The following is a 21,217-nucleotide window of genomic DNA, read 5'->3' as shown; positions in this document are numbered from 1 at the left end:
AATCAATGGAGGAATATGTATGTGGAAAAAATTATCGGCTTCTGCCCTTACACTATCGCTATTAGCTGGTGGTTTAGCAGTGATGCCAACAGCGGCAGCAGAAAATGATCAAATTACGCGTGGTGAGTATGTTAAAGAAGTAATTGATGCGTTAGGGGTGCCTTTAGGAACTGGACAATCAGTAAAATTTAAAGATGTTCCAGATTCTTTAAAGCCATATATTGAAAAGGCTATCGAATTAAAATTAATTAAAGGTAAAACAGAGACTGAATTTGCGCCAAATGAAAAGCTAACACGTTCACATGCAGCTATGATTGCAGTTCGTGGTCTTGATACGGATGAAACATTTTCAGAAAAGGTATTAGACCAATATAAAGATAGCTCAAAAATCGCACAAGGCGATCGTGCTGATATGGCAAAAGCAGTAGGTTTAAGTTTAGTAACAGGCTTTGATGACGGGACAATCCGTCCGAAAGACTTTGTAACAAAAGCACAAGCTGAGAAAATTTTAGAACGTTTCTTAGCAGAATATAGCCCGGTAGTAGCAAATACAACGGCCTCACTACGAATTTTAGGTACAACAGATATTCATACAAATATCATGAATTATGATTACTATAAAGATACACAATCTAACAGCTTAGGTCTTGCGAAAACAGCTATTCTAATTGACGATGCGCGTAAAGAAAATCCAAATACATTATTATTTGATAATGGTGATACGATTCAAGGTACACCACTTGGCTCTTATGTTCAAGCAGTTCAAAAGCTTAAAGACGGAGAAATGCATCCGTCAGTAGCAGCAATGGAAGTTTTAAATTATGACGCGGCTACATTTGGTAATCATGAATTTAACTATGGTTTAGACTTTTTAGATGAAGTAACAGATGACGCGACATTCCCATTTGTTAATGCGAATGTTCGTGATGCAGCAACAAAAGCATTAAAATATACACCGTATGTACTAATTGATAAAGAGGTAGTGGATTCACAGGGTAACACATCTACAATTAGCGTAGGTGTTACAGGGGTCGTTCCACCACAAATTTTAAAATGGGACAAATCTAACCTTGAGGGAAAAGTAACAGTAGATGACTCTGTAGAAGCTGTAAAAGCTGTCGTTCCTCAAATGAAGGAAGAAGGGGCAGATGTAATTGTTGTTCTTTCTCACTCAGGTATGGGTGATGCAACTCATGAAACGGGCGAAGAGGATGTATCCTACTTACTTTCAAAAATTAATGACGTAGACGCAATCATTACAGGACATGCACATGGCGTATTCCCGGGGAAAGTTGATGAATCATTAACAAATGTTGATGAAACACAAGGTACAATGAATGGTGTTCCGGTAGTAATGGCGGGTAAATTCGGTAGCCATTTAGGTGTAATCGATTTACAACTTGAGAAAAAAGGCGATGATTGGGACGTAACTTCAGGTACTGGCGCAGTGCGTGAAATCTCAAAAGACAACGTTGAAGTAAATAAAGAGATTGTAGAAAGTGTAAAATCAGCGCATGAAGGTACAATTAAGTATGTACGTCAAGCTGTAGGGACAACAACAGCAACAATTCATAGCTACTTCTCACAAATACAAGACGATCCATCGATTCAAATCGTAACAAATGCACAAACTATTTATGTGAAAAACAAAATCAAAGGGACACAATACGAAAATCTTCCAGTATTATCAGCCGGTGCACCATTTAAAGCAGGTACTCGTAGCGATGCAGATTACTACACATACATTCCAGCTGGCGAACTGGCGATTAAAAACGTGGCAGACCTTTACCTATACGATAATACGTTATCGATGTTAAAAGTAACAGGCGCAGATGTAAAAGAATGGTTAGAAATGTCTGCAGGTCAGTTCAATCAAATTAATGTAAGTAATAAAGAAGAACAACAACTAATTAACACAGACTTCCGTTCATATAACTATGACGTAATTGATGGAGTGACATATGAAATCGATGTAACACAACCAGCAAAATACGATCCAAGCGGTAAATTAGTAAATGAAGGTGCTTCACGTATTGTCAACTTACAATACAATGGTCAACCAATTGATTTAGCACAAGAATTTATCGTAGCAACAAACAACTACCGCGCAAATGGTACATTCCCAGGTGTTCGTAATGCAACAGCTGTAGAAATTTACCCAGATGAAAATCGTCAAGCGATTATCGATTATATTTTAGATGAAAAAACGATCGACCCATCAGCAGATGGTAACTGGAAATTCGCTCCGATTTCAGGCGATGTAAAAGTTGTATTTGAATCATCTAAAAAAGCAGTGAAAGTTTTAGACGGCAATAAAAGTATAGAATACATTGGGGAAGGTACAGACGGCTTTGGCAAATATTCTTTAAAAATGAACTAATTCAAATAAACACCTGTAGACATGATTTTAGTCTACAGGTGTTTTTCATTTAAAGAAAAGAAAAAGGTGTCTAGGTGCCAGCTTCTCTCCTCGTTTTTGTAGAATCGTTATCCATTTCATACATACACAATGGTGCCGTTACCAACTTGTTTATTATAGTATTTAGAATAAAAAATTTTCGGTAAATGAGGAAAATAATTATGCTTTAAAAAAGTATTAGGTTTTTTTTAACAACAATTCCTTAATGTTTCGTCAATAATTTTATTGGAATGAACAATAATATACGTAACGATTGATTAAAGGAAGTGGCTTAATAATGAAAAAGAAATGGGTTTTTTTTTAAGTGTTTTTGTGTTTACTGCCATTTCGGTAGTATACGTCATTGATCGAACTGCAGCTGAAAAAGGGCGTAAATTTTATGAAGACGCCGGTTATATTATTTGGGATATTCAAACCGAAAAAAAGGTTGTTGCACTTACGTTTGATGATGGCCCACAAGCGACGCATACAGAAAACGTGCTAAATTTACTCGATCAATATGATGCGAAAGGTACTTTTTTTATTGTAGGACAACAAGCTGAAAAATATCCACAAATTGTTCGACGTATGTATGAAACAGGTCATGAAATTGCCAATCATACGTACAGCCACCCTTATTCGAAATCTGTCCCAAAGGTAATGAAGGAAATTGAGAAAACGAATAAAATTCTCTACAGTATTACCGGTTTTTCAACGAAATTATTTCGTCCAGTAGAAGGAAATTACACAGATGAATTAGTAACGGAAGTGGCACGTGAAGGCTATAAATTAGTCATGTGGTCTTGGCATTTAGATACTGAAGATTGGAAAGACCCTGGAGTCAATAAGATTGTTAATACAGTGTTGACTGGTATAGAACAAGGAGATGTTGTTCTGTTTCATGATGGAGGCGGAAACCGTGAGCAAACGGTTCAGGCACTTGAAAAAATATTACCAGAACTTAAAAAGCAAGGCTATAGCTTTGTTACAATTTCAGAAATGTTGAGATTGCAGCAGGCCGGAAAGTGAGGAGGAATTGTGCACCGAAAATTATTAGCGATGGTTGTTGCTGCAATAGCAACTATGAACATAGGACATGAAGCTATTAATGCAAATGAAAAACAGGATACAAAAGAGCAGCGAATCCAAGAGCGTATGAAATATTATGTGCAATTCCAGGATTTCGTTATTCCATGGTATTATTTAGCGGCAATTGATCAGTATGAACGTAATATTCAGCAAGTGCGGCAAGACATACCGAAGAAGGAAGGCGTTATAGCTATTCAATTTTCAAATGAATATTGGGCAGGTGCATTGAATCCAGTAGAAGATGATACGATTCCAAATTCAATTCAACTGTTTGGTGGCATGGGACTAGATGGCAATGGAGATGGTGTTGCATCACTAGATGATGATGATGATGTAATGTTTACAATGGCTAAATATTTGCGTATGTATGGGCATAGTGTACAGGATTTTAAATTAGCGTTGTGGGATTATTATAAAAATGAGCAAGTTGTCAATCAAATTACGGTCATTGCGAAATTATTCGAAAAGTTTGGCACGATTGATTTAGATGCGTATTATTTCCCGATTCCTAAAAATTACGATTATAGCTATGCTGGCACATGGGGAGCAAATCGTGGCTGGGGTGGTAGACGTATCCATGAAGGGACAGATATTTTTGCAAATTACGGTACACCAATACGTTCGACTTCGTACGGTGTTGTGGAAGTAATAGGGTGGAATGAATTTGGCGGTTGGCGCATTGGCATTCGTGATCATCATAATTCGTACCATTATTATGCACATCTACATTCATTTGATGATAGCATAAAACAAGGTGATATCGTGGAAGCAGGGCAGACGATTGGCTATGTGGGGAGTACAGGTTATGGTAAAGAAGGAACGGCTGGCAAGTTTCCGCCTCATTTACATTATGGTATGTATAAATTCAATGGTCGGACAGAATGGGCATATGATCCATATCCGTCATTGCTGAGATGGGAGCGAAATAAGTAATTAAAAGCGAGACAGGGCATTTTCATTCGTGAAAATGTCTTTTTCGCTTAGTTATCCGTCTAAAAATTAATGATTTCTCTTATTATCCTATTCCTTTACATATTCTAACTGACATTCAAGAGCTTCACATCGCTTTTTCGCAAGCATGACATCAATATTTATGATAATGACATATCGTCACCTCAAATTGTTAAATCATTTCAGATTAAATCTCTAAAGCATTAGATAATAGCTTTGAGGAAGAATGTTTGGGGTAGTAGGATAGAAATTGCAGTGACTTCATGCGAGAATAGAAGTAATGAGAAAGGGGTGTTGAGCATGGAGATAAACATAACAGACAAAAAAATTAAGGATCTATGCGGGACGGTCTCTTATAAAAAGGGACAAACCTTTTATCAAACTGGAAAAGTTACAATCAATGAAAATGACGAAATTCATGCTACAGCTACTGTGAAAAGCGCAGAAGATTTTCAAGTGCGTATTATGAAAATAACAACATCAAAAGAATTGCAAACGAGCTGTAGCTGTGAAAGCCTTATTCAGTTTTCGAAAAAATGTCAGCATGTGGCCGCTGTTTTGATTGCGTTTCAGCAGCAAAGATTACTTCAGGGCGAATTACAAATAAAAAGAGAGCAGCAAGACGCTATTGATAATGAATTATTTTCAATTTTTGACGAGAAGTCGGTTCGTGGGAGTGGTTATCAGCGGCATTTTGAGCAGCGTGAGACATTAGCACTGCAATTTGTTTTAACACCGATTGAGTTAACAAAACATGAAATATTATTTGCGCTACGTTTGAGGGTAGAGGACATTCCGATTCGCGCTATACGCCCTTTTTTACAGGCAGTTTCAGGAGCACAGCCGTATCAAATTGCCCCACATTTTACGTATGAGCAAAGTAAGCATTGTTTTGAAACGAAACAAAATAATATCGTACAACAGCTAAATGACATTGTGCAAGATGAGGAACTATATATTGATGCAGCCTTACAGCAAGATGAACTTCAATTATTTGAAGATATGATGCTCATTCCACCATCTGCATGGAAAAAACTTGCGCCGAAATTAGCAGAGCAACAAGAAATTGCTGTTCAATATAACCGTGAAAGTTTTAATGGCTTTCACTATATGGAAGCGCCATCTTCATTGACATTTAATGTTGAAAAAATGGAGAATCATTATGAAATGAACATACCGCAGATAGAGAGCGTTATTTTATTTGAAAGCTACGGGGCCCTTTTAATTGAGCATGATATGTATGTTTTGTCTGCGCAAAGTACAAAGCAAGTAAAAGACTTGCAGCAACTTTTTGCAAAACAGGAGCGCTTCATCATTGAAAATAACCAGTTAACGCATTTTTTAGATGTGATTGTACCAAAGCTCAAGAAAATTGGATGTGTCGAAATCGCCGCGGATATTACAAAGGAACAAATGAAGATACCGTTACAAGCAAAACTGTATTTAGACCGTGTCAATAATCGACTATTAGCAGGGCTAGAATTTCATTATGACCAATTTGTTATTCAGCCACTTGAAGAAACGTCGATTGCAGACGAGATTTTAATTTTGCGTGATATCGAAAAAGAGGCAGCCATTATGCAAGTAATGGATGATAGTGGATTCACAAATACAGAGGGCGGCTATTATATGCAAAATGATGAATTAGAGTATCAATTTTTGTATCATACATTGCCACAGCTACAAAAGCTCACGCAAATTTATACGACGAATTCTGTGAAATTACGTATTGCAAAGGAAAATAACTTTCCGAAAATTCGTGTCAATGTACAACGAGAGCGTACAAATTGGCTGGAATTTAAATTTGAAATGGATGGCGTAACAAATAAGCAAATTAAAGAAATATTACGAGGGCTGACTGTAAAACAGAAATTTTATCGTCTCGCAAATGGTGCTTTATTATCTTTAGAAACACGTGAAATGGAAGAAATCCAGCGCTTTTTACGAGCAATTCCAGCACAGGATGATGAATATGAGCTGACGTTTAATATGCCGATTTTAGATAGTTTGCCTTTTCTAGAACAGTTTGAGCATAGTGACATTTTTGAAGCAGAACAGTCCTTTCAATTGTTTACACAGCAGCTATTACAACCAGAAATGTTGTCATTTAAAGTACCAGAAAGTTTAGCACCAATTTTACGTGATTATCAAAAGCACGGCTACAATTGGTTCAAGTTACTTGCGAATTATGGCTTTGGTGGTGTACTCGCAGATGATATGGGGCTTGGTAAAACCATTCAGAGTATCGCCTTTATTGTGTCTGAGCTAGAAATCATTCGAGCCAATAAGCAGCCAGTACTGGTTGTTTGTCCGTCTTCACTAGCATATAACTGGCTTTATGAACTGATGAAATTTGCACCAGAAATTGAAGCTATTATTGTAGATGGCACAACAGTAGAACGTCGAGAATTACTCCGACAATTACCGATGCATGATGTGATCATTACAACGTATCCATTACTGCGCCGGGATATCGCATTTTATGAGCGTCAGCATTTTCACGCGGTATTTTTTGATGAAGCGCAAGCCTTTAAAAATCCATTAACGCAAACCGCCCGTACAGTGAAAAAAATTCAAGCAACGAATCGCTTTGGGTTAACAGGAACACCAATTGAAAACTCATTAGCTGAATTATGGTCCATTTATCGTATTATTTTTCCGCAGCTTTTCCGTGAACTTGAGGAATTTAAGCATATGCAACGCAAGGACATTGCCCGTCGTGTGCGCCCGTTTTTGCTGCGCCGCATGAAAGAAAATGTATTAACGGAGCTTCCAGGTAAGGAAGAAACAATTGATATTAGCGAATTACTACCAGATCAAAAAGCTTTGTATGCAGCATTTTTAGCAAAATTGCGTGAAGATACATTAAAGCATTTAGATAAGGATACATTTCAGCAAAATAGAATTCGTATTTTGGCAGGCATCACTCGATTACGACAAATTTGTTGTCATCCCGCATTGTTTATTGAAGATTATCAAGGGAGTTCGGCAAAGTTTGAACAGCTACTACGGATTTTACAAGAAGCAAAGTATTCAGGGCGTCGTGTGCTAATTTTTTCTCAGTTTACACAAATGCTAAAACTAATTTCGACTGAGTTAACAAAGCGCGGAGAACATTATTTTTATTTAGACGGGCAAACGCCGTCAGAGGAACGTGTGCAATTATGTAACGCTTTTAATGAAGGGGAAAGTAATCTATTTTTAATATCGTTAAAGGCTGGAGGAACCGGCCTCAACTTAACTGGCGCAGACACCGTTATTTTATACGATTTATGGTGGAACCCAGCAGTAGAAGAGCAAGCGGCAGACCGAGCGCATCGCATGGGACAGCAGCATGTCGTACAGGTTATTAAGCTCATTGCACGTGGCACGATTGAGGAGAAAATGAATCAATTACAGCAAAAGAAAAAGATGCTCATTGCAGATATTTTAGATTCGGAGCAGTCGTCTATATTAACAGAACAAGACATTCGCGAAATTTTAACTTGATTCATCCCCCACTTATAGAAGTAGCGGATGAATCAAGTTGGCCTCGGAGGATGTCACAGATTTTTTAGAGGAGTTTTTCAAGTAAACTTGAAAAAATCTGGACGCAATTACGCCGAGGCGTAATTTATTCAACTAAAAAGGGTATGAGGACAAAAATCCTCATACCCTTTCGTTTACTCTTCTGGTGTACGTACTACTAAAACATCACATTTTGCGTGGCGTACAATTGCTTCAGTGTTTGAGCCAAGGAAAACTTGTTCTACGGCATTAACACCTGTTGCACCACAAATGATTAAATCGGGTTGCACATGTTCATGTAATTTTTTTGATAATACTTGTTTAGGAACCCCTTTTGTTAAGATCTTTTCTACATTTTCGATGCCTGCATCTTTTGCTTGTGTTTCGCATCCATCTAATAATACTTCGCCGTGCTTGCGAATTAATTCTATCATATTGTCATAAAGCATATCGAATGAAGTAGCTACACTAGTATCGATTACATGAATAATATGTAGGGTAGACCCCACATTTCGTTTTGCTACATCAATCGCTTTTTTAAATGCATAATCTGATAATTTTGAGCCGTCTACTGCAACGACAATATTTTGATAATGGTTCGACACAGAGAATTCCTCCTTTGTAATTAACTTTATTATATCAAAGAAAAAGAAATTGGAAAAATAAAGCTTCTACTTTGTACAAAGGAGGATTGTGTAGGGTTACTAAAATAATTACATGTATTGTATTATTTTATCGGTAAAATTTTTAGTATCTTTTGGATACGGTACCCAAAGATACCAGCAAAAATGGCTAGTATGATATCTTTTGGCATCGGAGGTAACATCCATAACCAAGCCATCCCATAGCTAAAGCCTTCTGGTGCATCAGCCCAAAATTTATAGGCAACATACATCCAAGTTGTACCTAGTACGTAATTAATAACTAGTGCAATAAGAGCTGCAAAGATATAAGAAGTTTTTGTTTTGTAGTGTTCTACAATTCTACCTGCTACATACGCACATAAGATAAACGTAATGATAAAGCCGAATGTTGGAAATAGAATGGCTGAGAAACCACCTGTGAATTTAGAAAATACAGGTGCACCTGCTAATCCGATTAACATATATACTGTACAAGCAATGGCCCCTTTTCTGCTTCCAAGTACAAGGCCTGCTAAAATCGCGAAAAAGGTTTGCAATGTAATTGGAACACCTCCAATTACTAAAAAGGGTACGAATGATGTAATATTTGCACCGATCATCATCAAAGTAGAAAATAGTCCGCAATAAACTAAATCAATCGTTTTAAAGCTATTTGTTGAGGTAATAGTATTCATTTGAGTACTCCTTTAGTTAACTAGGAATTTAAATTAGTTAACTTAAATGATAGGTGGAATTTTGTAGTATGTCAACCGATATTTATAGATGGTTAACGATGATTTTGTTAGTTTACTATAACTTTTTACAGAAATGAGTAAAGTGGAAAACGTTTGTCTTGCGTTTACATAAGGGACTTGCAATGATATCTATATGTTATCAAGTGAAGAACCATAAAAGGTTAGGTCTATTTTTTTGGTTTGTTTAAATACAGACGGCTATAATAAGTATAAGGAAGAATGAGGTGAAAATTTTTGCAACAACAACAATTTGGATTTCGATTTGACAATCAATATACAACGTTACCGCAAAGTTTTTTTACGAAAGTTCAGCTAAATCGTGTGAAAAAGCCTTCGATTGCGATTTTTAATCGTTCGTTGGCCCAGGATTTACAGTTGAATGCAGATGAATTATTACAGACAGGTGCGGATGTATTAGCCGGAAATTTAGAGCTAGAAGGAGCTGCGCAAATCGCACAGGCATATGCTGGACATCAATTTGGTCATTTAAATATGCTAGGTGATGGGCGCGCACTATTATTGGGTGAACATGTATTAGCAAATGGTGAACGTTTTGATGTACAGCTAAAGGGCTCTGGGCGCACACCGTATTCTCGTGGTGGCGATGGGCGTGCAGCACTTGGCCCTATGTTGCGTGAATTTATCATCAGTGAAGCAATGCATGCGCTCAGTATTCCGACAACCCGTAGCTTAGCAGTCACTTCTACAGGCGATGTGATTTATCGGGAACAGGCGTTAGAGGGCGCAGTATTAACACGTATTGCACAAAGCCATCTGCGTGTTGGGACGTTTCAATATGCGGCAACATATGCAGGTGTAGAGAATTTGCGTGCGTTGGCAGATTATACAATAGCACGTCATTATCCTGACATTTTACAGGATGAAAATTGTTATTTAGCGCTGCTAGAGCGTGTTTTAGACAAGCAAGCAGCACTTGTAGCAAAATGGCAAAGTGTCGGTTTTATTCATGGTGTCATGAATACAGACAATATGACGATTAGTGGTGAAACAATAGATTATGGCCCATGTGCATTTATGGATACCTTTGATCCCGCAACGGTTTTTAGCTCAATTGATAGGCAAGGGAGATATGCATATGGTAATCAGCCGAACATCGCATTATGGAATCTAACACGATTTGCCGAAAGTTTGTTGCCGATAATTGCAACTGATTTAGAAGAAGCTATTCAGTTTGCTCAACCGGTAGTTGAAAAGTTCCCGAGTGCCTTTGAAGCTTATTATTTTAGTGAAATGCGAAAAAAGCTAGGATTATTATCAACCGAAGAGCAAGACGAGGCACTTATCTTACAATTGCTTGAGTATATGGAGCAATTTGAAGTTGACTATACAAATACATTCCGTGCTCTAACAGCCGGAGCATATCCTAAGAACCTATTGTTCCAATCAGAAGAATTTTTACAATGGGAACAACAATGGCTAGGCCGTTTAGATGCACAAGGCACGACTATTGAAGAAGCAAGAGACTTTATGAAATCAGTGAACCCAGTTATTATCCCGCGTAATCATGTCGTTGAACAATCGATTAACGAATTCGTTGAAGGGGAGCCAGCGCTTTTTTTACAACTATTACAAGCGGTAACAAATCCGTATACAATAGCAGACTCAAAATTTACCGAGCCACCACAAGATGACTCTCCACCATTTGTGAGTTATTGTGGCACATAAATCTTTGCACCATAGTATTTTGCTATGGTGTTTTTTCATGAGATTTTCAAGTATGATAAAAGCAGTAAATGGTACGGAGTGATGGAAGTGGTTAAAGACCCATATTCAACTTGCCGATCAACTTGAAATAGCAAGCACGGAACAACATGAAAATCTGTTGTTCCGTGCTTTTTACTGTTGCTGCATATAGTTTTTCACAAGGGGCACTACTTTTTCGGCAAATAGCTTCATGCTACGTTCGATTAATTCAATTGGCTGTCCACCGATATCTGGTTGTGCTAAAAAGCGAGTGTGTCCAAAAAGTTGATGCTGCTTAATAATTTTTTCAGCAACCGCTTCAGGACTACCAACAAATAACGCCATATTTGGAGCAGTCATTTCTTCAAATTGTTCAAAGGATAATTGGAAGCCTAAGCCACCACGTTGCTGATTGACATACTGCCAATAATTTTTATAAAACGGATAAAATTCTTCACGTGCTTGCTCGGTTGTTTCAGCAATAAATAGATGTCCTGTAACACCAACATTTAAAATTTTCTCATGCGTCTGTCCTGCTTCTCTGTACAAATCGACAAGAGGCTGGAAACGGTCAAGAGGGCCACCCAAAATCGCTAATGCCATACCAACACCGAGTTTTCCTGCACGAATAGCGCTCTGAGGAGTACCACCAACCCCAACCCAAATCGGAATTTCGTTTTGTAATGGACGAGGGGCAATATCGGCATTACGTAATGAAGAGCGAAATTGTCCATTCCATGTGACACGGTCATTACTGTTCAATTGTTGTAGTAATAATAAGTTTTCTTCAAATAATGCATCGTAATCTTTTGTGTCATAGCCAAATAGTGGAAATGATTCAATAAATGCTCCACGACCTGCTAAGATTTCAGCACGTCCATTACTAAGTAAATCGAGTGTAGCAAAATCTTCAAATAAACGTACTGGATCAACCGTACTTAATACCGTTGTTGTGCTCGTTAATTTAATACGTTTTGTACGTTGTGAAATAGCGGATAGAACAACGGGTGGAGCAGAAACGACATAATCTAAGCGATGATGCTCTCCAACGCCAAATATATCTAGTCCAAGTTGCTCTGTTAAATCTGCCATCGTTAATATTTCCCGAAGTCGCAGCGAAGGGCTCGGTGTTTCGTCAGTTAATGGGTTAGTCCCAATATCAGCTAGTGAATAAATCCCAAATTCAAAGTTTTTCATTATAGGTTACTCCTTTACCTTTAGTTACTAAAAGTAAGTATAACATTTTTATAATTATTTGTTCAAAAGAATGCTATTGAAAAATATTTTTGAATTAATTGAACAATTTTTCAGAAAATATGCGTCTAAGTTGTAGAATTGAAAAGAGGTGAGTGATCGGTGGAACAAATCATAGAGCAATATGGTGAATATTTATATCATTTTAGCTATTTATACGTGAAGGATATTCAGCTTGCAGAGGAAATTACGCAGGATGTATTAATAAAGTTTCTAATACATAAAGAGGATTTCCGTAAAGATGCCTCATTAAAAACCTATTTAACGCGTATCGCTATTAATTGCTGTCACGATGAATTACGCAAACAAAAGCGCAAAAAATTATTAGCGAAATTACTCCCGATACGTAAAAATGAACCTTCAAGCGAGCAAGCATACTTAGTAACAGAATCGTTTACAACGTTAAAAGATAGTGTGTTTGCATTGCCCGTTCATTATCGAGAAGTAATTGTCTTATTCTACTACGAGGAATTTGAGGTAGCTGAAATTGCCGATTTATTAAACATTTCACAAAACACCGTGCGTACAAGAATTCGTCGTGCAAAGGAATTATTAAAAAACAATCAGGAGTTGGAGGCGGCATTTTATGATGGGATTTAATAAACAGCTAAGGCAGGAATTACAGCAAGACGCACCATTTACGGACGAATTAAAACAGCGGCTATTACAACCGAAGCCAAAACCTAAAAAACATAATTGGCAAGTACTATCCGTTTCAGTTGCACTGTGCTGTCTTATTGGCATGTTGCTGATTGCACAATTTGCATCTCAAAAAAGTGTTCTAACTGCAAGTGAAAGTGAGACGTTATTGCCGTTATTAAATGATGTAACAGGTTTAGAGGTTATTGAACCCAGTTATGCGCGTTTACTTGGCGAACAATGGATGCTAGAGAGTTTGCCAATGGTCATAGATAAGGACGCACCGATTACTTACGGGGATTACGTCGCCTACTATACGCCTGGTGGAATCATTGTCTCGACTGTACTCGGTTTAGCGAATGATTCTGTGACGATGGATGAGGGGCAAATTACTGTCAATGGTACGGTGCTAACGGTACGAGGGCTTGGTGAAAAATTAACCGAAATGAATAAGCAAGACCCGTTTCTTAATCCCTACTATTTTCAGGAGCATGGCGTAACATTTTCGTCATTTGCGAATGAAACGATTAAGGCGGCAAAGGATGAGCTGCTTGTTTATCAAAATGAAGAGCAGCATCAATTATTGAAAATTAACGAGGGACAATTAGCTGGTAAGGTGACAGCCATTCAAGCGTCAGATGAATTGGCACTGACATTGACAGCTGAGGAGCAGGCTGTTTTTGAGGCATTTAAAATCGATCATGATTTAGAGCGTTTACGACATATTTCACCTGTAGTAATTGCGAAAATGTATTTATTGAGCGAAATAGAGATGGATTTTCCAACATACGAGGCGCTTTTTACAACGGCTCAATCGCCAGAAATTTTAGAGGTAAAGGCATATTATGAAAAAACAAAAGCGCTACACCAGCAGCTATTTACGCCTGAGCTCAATCGTATATTAATTGCCACTTACTTTAATGGGCTGCAAGAAGGTGAATTTGAACAAGATACAGATACTAAAGGATGGGTGATGTTTACAGGGGAAAACGGCTTACCAGCAGGTGTAGGGATGGCAAAAAATGAGCAGGGCATATGGCAGCCGTCGTTCGTCTCACTATTTATTCCAACGCCAAAATAAATTAAAAATAGCATATGACTATAACATTTTTGATGGATAGGAAAGTATCAATTATCCGATAAAATCCACATAAAGAAAAGACATCATCTTGCGCTTATTAGGCACGAGATGATGTCTTTTTGAATTTTAAGATAAGCGGCCTTTATAATCCTCATAATGGAATGTACGAATGACCTTCATACCTTCCTCATCGTTATAAGAGCAAATACTTGGTAAATTTACACCGTTGAACATATGCGTTTTCACCATTGTATAATGCGCCATGTCTGTAAATACGAGCTTATCGCCTGCTTTTAATGGCTCATCAAATGAATAATCACCGATAATATCACCAGCTAAGCATGTCATACCACCTAATCGGTATGTATATGCTTTTTCATTTGCTTCACCTGAACCTATAATATGTGCGCGGTACGGCATTTCTAACGTATCTGGCATATGGCAAGTTGCTGAAGAATCAACAATTGCTAGCTCCATGCCGTTGTGTACGATATCAAGCACTGTAGCGACTAAATAACCTGTGTTTAGCGCAATTGCTTCACCTGGCTCTAAAATTACTTTGACATCATATGTGTCTTGAATATGGTTAATTAGCTTTACAAGTAGTTCCACATCATAACCTGGTTTCGTAATATGATGACCACCACCGAAGTTCACCCACTTCATTTGGTGTAAGTACTGACCGTATTTTTCTTCAAAGTGCACTAAAATACGTTCTAGTACGTCAGCACCTTGCTCACACATCGCATGGAAGTGAATGCCTTCCACCCCGTCTAGTTCATCAGGTCGGAATGAATCAACTGGAATCCCAAGGCGAGAATTAATGTAGCACGGGTCATAAAGTGGTGTTTCCACCTCAGAATAACCAGGGTTGACGCGTAAACCAATCGAAATATTTTTCTCGTGGTTTAATACTTTGTCTTTATACTTATTTAACTGATCAAATGAGTTAAAGACGATGTGGTCGACATATGTTAAGTATTCGTCAATTTCGTGTTCTGCATAGGCAGGTGCATATGCATGTACTTCCTTGCCGAATTCCTCGAAACCAAGGCGCGCTTCAAATAAAGAAGAAGATGTGATTCCTGCTAAATATTCGCGAGCCATTGGGAATGTTGACCACATTGAAAACCCTTTTAATGCAAGTAAAATTTCACAGCCTGTACGGTCTTGGACTGATTTTAACAGCTTTAAATTTCGTTCTAGTAGGCGTTCGTCTACAACGAAGGCAGGTGATGGTGCCTCATTCCAATTAATGCCTGTTTCTTTTTCAAGAGCAGCAGTCATAATAGGTTTTAAATCAGCTTTCGCGCTCGCCATTATGATTTAACCTCTTTGCTAGGGTTTGTGAAGTCTAAGTCTACTAAATCTGGATTTTCTGTTTCTTGCCATGGTAAGCCCCATTTGTTTAGCGCATCCATGAATGGGTCTGGATTGAAGTCTTCTACGTTCCAAACACCTGGTTTTTGCCACTCGCCGTTCATCACAAGCATTGCACCAATCATTGCTGGTACACCTGTTGTGTATGAAATTGCTTGTGAGCCAACCTCTTGGTAGCACTCTTGGTGGTCACATATGTTGTATACATAATATGTTTTTTCTTCGCCATCTTTAATACCGCGAACGATACATCCGATGTTTGTTTTACCTTTAGTTAGTGGACCTAGTGTTGCAGGGTCTGGTAAAACAGCTTTTAAGAACTGAATTGGTTGAATCATTTGGCCTTGGAATTCGATTGGCTCGATTGAAGTCATTCCAACGTTTTCAAGCACGTTTAAATGTGTTAAATATTTTTGACCAAATGTCATCCAGAAGCGGATTTGTTTTAATCCTTTAATGTTTTTCGCTAAAGATTCTAATTCTTCATGGTATAGAAGGTAGCAATCTTTTTCGCCGATTTCTGGTAAGTTGTATACCATTTTGTGCTCTAAAGGTTTTGTTTCAACCCATTCTCCTTCTTTCCAAAAACGACCATTCGCTGTGATTTCACGAATGTTGATTTCTGGATTGAAGTTTGTTGCGAATGGAAGGCCATGGTCGCCACCGTTTGCATCCACGATATCGATGTAGTGAATTTCATCGAAGTGATGCTTTTGTGCATGCGCTGTGAATACGCCTGTTACGCCTGGGTCGAAACCAGAACCTAGAAGTGCTGTGATACCAGCTTCTTCAAAACGCTCTTTATAAGCCCATTGCCATTTATATTCGAATTTAGCTGTCTCTAAAGGCTCGTAGTTAGCTGTATCTACATAGTGAGTCTTCGTTGCTAAACATGCATCCATAATAGTTAAGTCTTGATATGGTAAAGCTACGTTAATTACCACATCTGGTTTAAATCCATTGATTAGGTCAATTAGTTCTTCAGTGTTATCCGCATCCACCTGTGCTGTGTGGATAATCGTTTTACCACCATCTAATTTTTCCTTCAAAGCATCGCACTTAGATTTTGTTCGACTCGCGATCATAATCTCTTCGAATACTTCAGAGTTTTGTACACATTTGTGTACCACTACGCTAGCTACACCGCCAGCTCCAATAATCAATGCTTTACCCAATTTCTTGTCACGCTCCCAATCATCTTTTATAGAGTTGTTTCAATTCGAAACAAGATTGATTATATAAAATAGTATTAAAGTTAGCAATTATGTTTTATAAAAATTTTTTTTGATTGTGTCAATTGTAAAGAAATAATGGGAAGGTCCTAATTTGGGAGAGGGTTAGCCAGTGGATTAAAATTAGTTTGAAAAGGGTTGGGGAACTATGGGGGTTCACTGTAGCATGGAGGGATTTTTTCTAATCAGCTTTTACAAAACTTTGGGGTTGCGGAGAGAGAGTAGGAATAGGGGCACATAATACATTTAGGAGGGCAAACAGGTAGGTGAAAATGGGTTGTTCCTGCAGTTACTAATTGCAAAGCTTTTATTCAAAACTTTGAAGGCACTCCCATCAAAAAAGGGGTACAAATACTAAGAGTGCCCCATGGTGTGGCTATGCATTCGTGACCAACATCGTGTTGGCCACTCGTAGCGTAGCAGAAAGTATCTAATTAAAAATAGCCAAAGTGAAATAATTATTCTCCTAATTATTTTACAGTTTGTTTTTGAATCAATGCGTCTTTCGTAGTGACAGCATCTACAGCTTCATAAATGGTACTTTCGAAATGATTTACTTGAAGTGAAGTAACACCTTGAATCGTAGTGCCACCTGGTGAACAAACTTGGTCGATTAAAGCCCATGGATGCGAATCGGATTCTAGTACCATTTTTGCACTACCTAATACCGAACTTGCCGCAATTTCTAATGCCATATCCTTAGGCATTCCTTCGCGAACAGCAGCGCGAGCCAATGAATCAATGTAAAGGTAGGTAAAAGCAGGTGAAGAACAACCAATTGATGTAAAAATCGAGAATAAATTTTCTGGTAGTTCCACAATTGAACCTATTGTTGAAAATAATTGTTCAACTAACTCCTTATGTGTTTGGCTGGCATTAAGGGTAGAATAGCAGCTTGTTGAAGCACCAATTGTTGCATTAATATTTGGCATTACACGGAAAATTGTTGTGTCATTACCTAATTGTTCGTGTAAATATTCTAGTGATTTTCCAGCTGCGATAGAAATTATGATGTGCTTGTCAGTTAAATGTTTCTTAATTGTTGGCAAAACATCTTCGAACATTTGTGGCTTTATTGCAAGTATGATGACGTCGACTTCATTTGCTAATTGTTCTATAGAAGTAGCTGCTTGAATAGCATATTTATCAATTAAATTTTCTGTTTTTTCGATAGATCTATTAATCCCATATACATTTGTTGGCACAAAGTATTCACTTGTAATCATTCCATGTATAATAGCGCTCGCCATATTGCCAAGCCCGATAAATCCATATTTCATGTTACGTATTCCTTCTTTCATTTATATAAATCTACTGAAATGTGCATAGCGATTAGTATACAATAGACATTAGAAAATTTAAATTGAAATGGGTATATTGAAAAACAAAAGCGGTATAAAAGAAAAAAAGATGCTAAATGATTAGCATCTCCAAAATATTATAAGAAATATGCGTTTTTAATTCCTACAGGCCAATCTACTGTTTGTCCTGTATCTGTTTTTACCTCTAATACCAATGTTTCGTTTTCAATCGCTTCAAGTAGCCAGTTACTATATAATAACATCGGATTTTCATTTTGAATTAAAGTTTTTAATTCATTGTTTGTAATTGATAAAATTTCATATTCACAAGTGATGTATAAATGTTGAGGAACAACCAGAAGTGCACCGATTTTAATTGATCCTGGAATCGTTCCTTCGATTTTAATAATATTTGTTGTCACCACTTGCTTCTTGTAATCAACTAATGTCTCAGTAATAAAATCGAATTTAACAGGATATTCGGATTCATTGACAATCGCAGTACTACGACTAACAACGGTAATCGGTAAATTTTCTAAAGACTTTTCGAAACGTGGCTTAAACTCTAATAGTACATTTTCAGAAAGTACAACCATTTGAAACGCCCCTTTATATAATAAATTAGATTATTTACTGAACTGAACGGGAATAATGAATTATGTAAAAAGGAAAATGAGAGAATTATATGTATCTTATTACTTAGTATATACTTTTTTCAATTAATGTAAATTATGATAAATATTAAATTTGTGAATTTTAAAGCCATGATTAATAAAATATTAGTGTGATATAGTTTTGATACAAATAGTGACATTATACTACTTCACAATTATTGGAGTTGAACTAGATGGAAAATAATAAATCATCGCGGAAAGTTATTTTATTTCCGGGTACTGTTGAGCGATTATTCAATGAGGCCAAATCTTTAGCTGAGCTAAATCGTTATCATGATGCGAATGAATTGTTTGAACAGGCATTGCTTTTAGAGGAAGGTGATGAAGTTTCATTGAGTGTTTTTGCATATTCACTTTATGAAACGAAAAGTTATGAGCGTGCGAAAGAAATTTGTGAGGACATACTCGCAAAAGGGCCGAACATGTACTTTGAAGTAATGGAATTATATTTAACGATTTGTATGCAGCTTCGTCAGTTTAAACAAGTAGAAAAAATCATTCAGTCTCTATTAGATGAAGATATTATTCCAAGCGATGAAATTGACAAGTTTACACGTTTAAAAAAATTAAATGCTGAAATTGCCGAAAACCAAGAGGCGCATTTATTGCAAACAACAATCGATGAAGATGATGATGATTTTGACGCACATCTTTTTTTACAACTTACTGTGCAACAGCAGTTATTACAAATTCATGAAATGACAGATATAAACATTCGACCATTTGTGGAAGAATTAAAGATTATCATCGAAACCGAATCTGTTCATCCGTTTATTCAAAGTTTGTTACTGATTTTATTAGTAGAACAACAAGTAAATATACCAATTGCGCTTGCAAAGTTTAATCACATGGATACAATAAATCCTGCTCAGTTGGAATTACCAACGAAGCTGCCACAATTTCAAGAAGTGATGGTGCATATAACAGAGATGCTGGAGCAAGATCCTACGATGCTTGAGGCTGTAAACCATTTAGTAGCCAAACATGCAATTGTGCTGTACCCATTTGAGTGGAGCGGCTACAATAGTGAAGATGTAGCAAATAGTTACGTTAATTTCGTGAAAACAATGTTCGGCGAAATACTAGAAGCCCATGATGAACTTGAGGATTTTTTACAAAAATTAGAATATATGACCGATTTACAACGGTAGTGAAAATTGTTGAAACATTGTGCATCTATGTTATACTAAAATGGTTGTCAAACAATATATATGACAGTTGTAAATCAAACGAAAGTTAATTTTGGAGGTAATTATACATGTCAGTAAAATGGGAAAAACAAGAAGGTAACGAAGGTTTATTAACAGTTACAGTAGAAGCTGTAGAAGTTGATAAAGCTTTAGACCAAGCTTTCAAAAAAGTTGTAAAACAAATTAACGTACCAGGTTTCCGTAAAGGAAAAATGCCTCGTCCAGTATTCGAAAAAATGTACGGTGTAGAAGCATTATACCAAGATGCTTTAGAAATCGTGATTAACTCTTCATACCCAGTAGCATTAGATGAAGCTGGTATCGAGCCAGTTGACTACCCAGAAATCGCTGGTACAGAAAACTTCGCTAAAGGTGCTGACTTCACTTACACTGCAACAGTAACAGTGAAACCAGAACCAAAATTAGGCGAATACAAAGGTTTAGAAGTAACGAAACAATCTGCTGAAGTAACTGATGAAGAGATTCAATCTATGATTGACGCTGAATTAGCGAAAAAAGCTGAATTAGAAATTAAAGAAGATGAAGCTATCGTAGAATTCGATACAGCTGTAATCGATTTCGAAGGTTTCGTAGGTGACGAAGCATTCGAAGGTGGTAAAGGTGAAGACTACCCATTAGAAATCGGTTCTGGTTCATTCATCCCAGGCTTCGAAGAACAATTAATCGGTGCTAAAGCTGGCGAAACAAAAGACGTTTTAGTTACTTTCCCAGAAGAGTACCACGCTGCTGAATTAGCTGGTAAAGAAGCGAAATTCGTGGTAAACATTAAAGAAGTAAAAACAAAAGTATTACCAGAATTAACAGATGAGTTCGCTAAAGAAATCGACCCAGAAGTTGAAACTGTAGAAGCTTTAAAAGCTAAATTAAAAGAAACTACAATCGCTAACAAAGAAGCTGACGTTGAAGCAACTTTACGTGATGAGTTAGTTGAAAAAGCTGCTGAAAACACAGAAGTTGAAATTCCACAAGGCATGATCAACACTGAAGTAGACCGTATGATCCAAGAATTTGGTCAACGTTTACAAATGCAAGGTATGAACCTAGACCTTTACTACCAATTCTCAGGTCAAGATGAGGCTGCATTACGCGCTCAAATGGCAGAAGAAGCGGGCGGTCGCGTAAAAGTTTCTTTAGTATTAGAAGCAATCGGTCAAGCTGAAGGCATCGAAGTATCTGAAGAAGATATCAATACAGAAATCGAAAAAATGGCTGCACAATTTGGTATGGACAAAGACCAAATCCTAACTGCTTTAGGTGGTACATCGATCCTTGAGAACGATATCCGCACACAAAAAACAGTTGAGTTCTTAGTAGAAAACGCTAAAATCAACTAATATCTTTTGATTTATATTCAATAGAAAAGGCTATTTATTCACCATGGTAAGGAATGGATAGCAATTTTTTACTTGATTTCATTG

16 protein-coding genes are annotated in these 21,217 nt (G+C 37.2%); 9 read left to right on the top strand and 7 right to left on the bottom strand.

The window, feature by feature from the left end:
- Nucleotides 1–19 precede the first annotated feature (19 nt).
- The 4 genes from O7776_RS13880 to O7776_RS13865 all read left to right on the top strand — a co-directional run bounded on the left by O7776_RS13880 (nt 20) and on the right by O7776_RS13865 (nt 7,927).
- Nucleotides 20–2,380 (top strand): bifunctional 2',3'-cyclic-nucleotide 2'-phosphodiesterase/3'-nucleotidase, encoded by a 2,361-nt coding sequence (locus tag O7776_RS13880; protein ID WP_274307619.1) that lies wholly within the window; start codon nt 20–22, stop codon nt 2,378–2,380.
- A 327-nt stretch (nt 2,381–2,707) separates the two neighbouring features.
- The gene (locus O7776_RS13875) at nt 2,708–3,427 is read left to right on the top strand and encodes a polysaccharide deacetylase family protein (RefSeq protein ID WP_274307618.1); all 720 of its coding nucleotides are present in this window, start codon (nt 2,708–2,710) and stop codon (nt 3,425–3,427) included.
- Between the two features lie 54 nt (nt 3,428–3,481).
- Nucleotides 3,482–4,420 carry a M23 family metallopeptidase gene (locus O7776_RS13870; protein WP_274310512.1) on the top strand — a complete coding sequence of 313 codons (939 nt, stop codon included), beginning with the start codon at nt 3,482–3,484 and terminating at the stop codon, nt 4,418–4,420.
- A gap of 318 nt (nt 4,421–4,738) precedes the next feature.
- Nucleotides 4,739–7,927: a DEAD/DEAH box helicase gene (locus O7776_RS13865; RefSeq protein ID WP_274307617.1), complete on the top strand. Its 3,189-nt coding sequence runs from the start codon at nt 4,739–4,741 to the stop codon at nt 7,925–7,927.
- 173 nt (nt 7,928–8,100) lie between these two features.
- On the opposite strand, the gene O7776_RS13860 is transcribed toward O7776_RS13865, so the two are convergent.
- Nucleotides 8,101–8,550, bottom strand: coding sequence for a universal stress protein (locus tag O7776_RS13860; RefSeq protein ID WP_274307616.1), 450 nt, complete (start codon nt 8,548–8,550; stop codon nt 8,101–8,103).
- Between the two features lie 122 nt (nt 8,551–8,672).
- Nucleotides 8,673–9,263 (bottom strand): biotin transporter BioY, encoded by a 591-nt coding sequence (locus O7776_RS13855; protein ID WP_274307615.1) that lies wholly within the window; start codon nt 9,261–9,263, stop codon nt 8,673–8,675.
- A gap of 294 nt (nt 9,264–9,557) precedes the next feature.
- Between O7776_RS13855 and O7776_RS13850 the strand changes: the two genes are divergently transcribed.
- Complete coding sequence (locus O7776_RS13850; RefSeq protein ID WP_274307614.1) at nt 9,558–11,009, top strand: protein adenylyltransferase SelO; 1,452 nt, start codon at nt 9,558–9,560, stop codon at nt 11,007–11,009.
- A gap of 171 nt (nt 11,010–11,180) precedes the next feature.
- Here the strand turns inward: O7776_RS13850 and O7776_RS13845 are convergent, their stop codons facing one another.
- The gene (locus tag O7776_RS13845; protein ID WP_274307613.1) at nt 11,181–12,224 is read right to left on the bottom strand and encodes an LLM class flavin-dependent oxidoreductase; all 1,044 of its coding nucleotides are present in this window, start codon (nt 12,222–12,224) and stop codon (nt 11,181–11,183) included.
- A gap of 159 nt (nt 12,225–12,383) precedes the next feature.
- Between O7776_RS13845 and O7776_RS13840 the strand changes: the two genes are divergently transcribed.
- Together O7776_RS13840 and O7776_RS13835 are read left to right on the top strand one after the other, a co-directional pair.
- Entirely contained in the window at nt 12,384–12,881 is a 498-nt protein-coding gene (locus O7776_RS13840; RefSeq protein WP_274307612.1) for an RNA polymerase sigma factor, read from the top strand.
- On the top strand, nt 12,868–14,001 hold the full coding sequence (locus O7776_RS13835; RefSeq protein WP_274307611.1) for a hypothetical protein: 1,134 nt from the start codon (nt 12,868–12,870) through the stop codon (nt 13,999–14,001). The genes O7776_RS13840 and O7776_RS13835 overlap by 14 nt, the downstream gene beginning before the upstream one ends.
- A gap of 126 nt (nt 14,002–14,127) precedes the next feature.
- Here O7776_RS13835 and nspC read toward each other — a convergent pair whose 3' ends face one another.
- The 4 genes from nspC to O7776_RS13815 all read right to left on the bottom strand — a co-directional run bounded on the left by nspC (nt 14,128) and on the right by O7776_RS13815 (nt 18,510).
- Nucleotides 14,128–15,288, bottom strand: a complete 1,161-nt coding sequence (gene nspC / locus O7776_RS13830) for a carboxynorspermidine decarboxylase (RefSeq protein ID WP_274310511.1) — start codon at nt 15,286–15,288, stop codon at nt 14,128–14,130.
- 32 nt (nt 15,289–15,320) lie between these two features.
- The gene (locus O7776_RS13825) at nt 15,321–16,556 is read right to left on the bottom strand and encodes a saccharopine dehydrogenase family protein (protein ID WP_274307610.1); all 1,236 of its coding nucleotides are present in this window, start codon (nt 16,554–16,556) and stop codon (nt 15,321–15,323) included.
- 527 nt (nt 16,557–17,083) lie between these two features.
- Complete coding sequence (gene proC, locus O7776_RS13820; protein ID WP_274307609.1) at nt 17,084–17,893, bottom strand: pyrroline-5-carboxylate reductase; 810 nt, start codon at nt 17,891–17,893, stop codon at nt 17,084–17,086.
- 158 nt (nt 17,894–18,051) lie between these two features.
- A complete protein-coding gene (locus tag O7776_RS13815) occupies nt 18,052–18,510 on the bottom strand; it encodes a hypothetical protein (protein ID WP_274307608.1) in 459 nt (152 codons plus the stop codon).
- Between the two features lie 251 nt (nt 18,511–18,761).
- On the opposite strand from O7776_RS13815, the gene O7776_RS13810 reads away from it, so the two are divergent.
- Both O7776_RS13810 and tig read left to right on the top strand, forming a co-directional pair.
- On the top strand, nt 18,762–19,739 hold the full coding sequence (locus O7776_RS13810; RefSeq protein WP_274307607.1) for a tetratricopeptide repeat protein: 978 nt from the start codon (nt 18,762–18,764) through the stop codon (nt 19,737–19,739).
- Between the two features lie 107 nt (nt 19,740–19,846).
- Nucleotides 19,847–21,133: a trigger factor gene (gene tig, locus O7776_RS13805; RefSeq protein ID WP_274307606.1), complete on the top strand. Its 1,287-nt coding sequence runs from the start codon at nt 19,847–19,849 to the stop codon at nt 21,131–21,133.
- The last annotated feature ends 84 nt before the right edge of the window (nt 21,134–21,217 follow it).

It is taken from the genome of Solibacillus daqui, from assembly GCF_028747805.1.
Classification (GTDB): domain Bacteria; phylum Bacillota; class Bacilli; order Bacillales_A; family Planococcaceae; genus Solibacillus; species Solibacillus daqui.
Note: the sequence above shows the minus strand (reverse complement) of the source record. Positions and strands in the feature narration are given on the sequence as shown.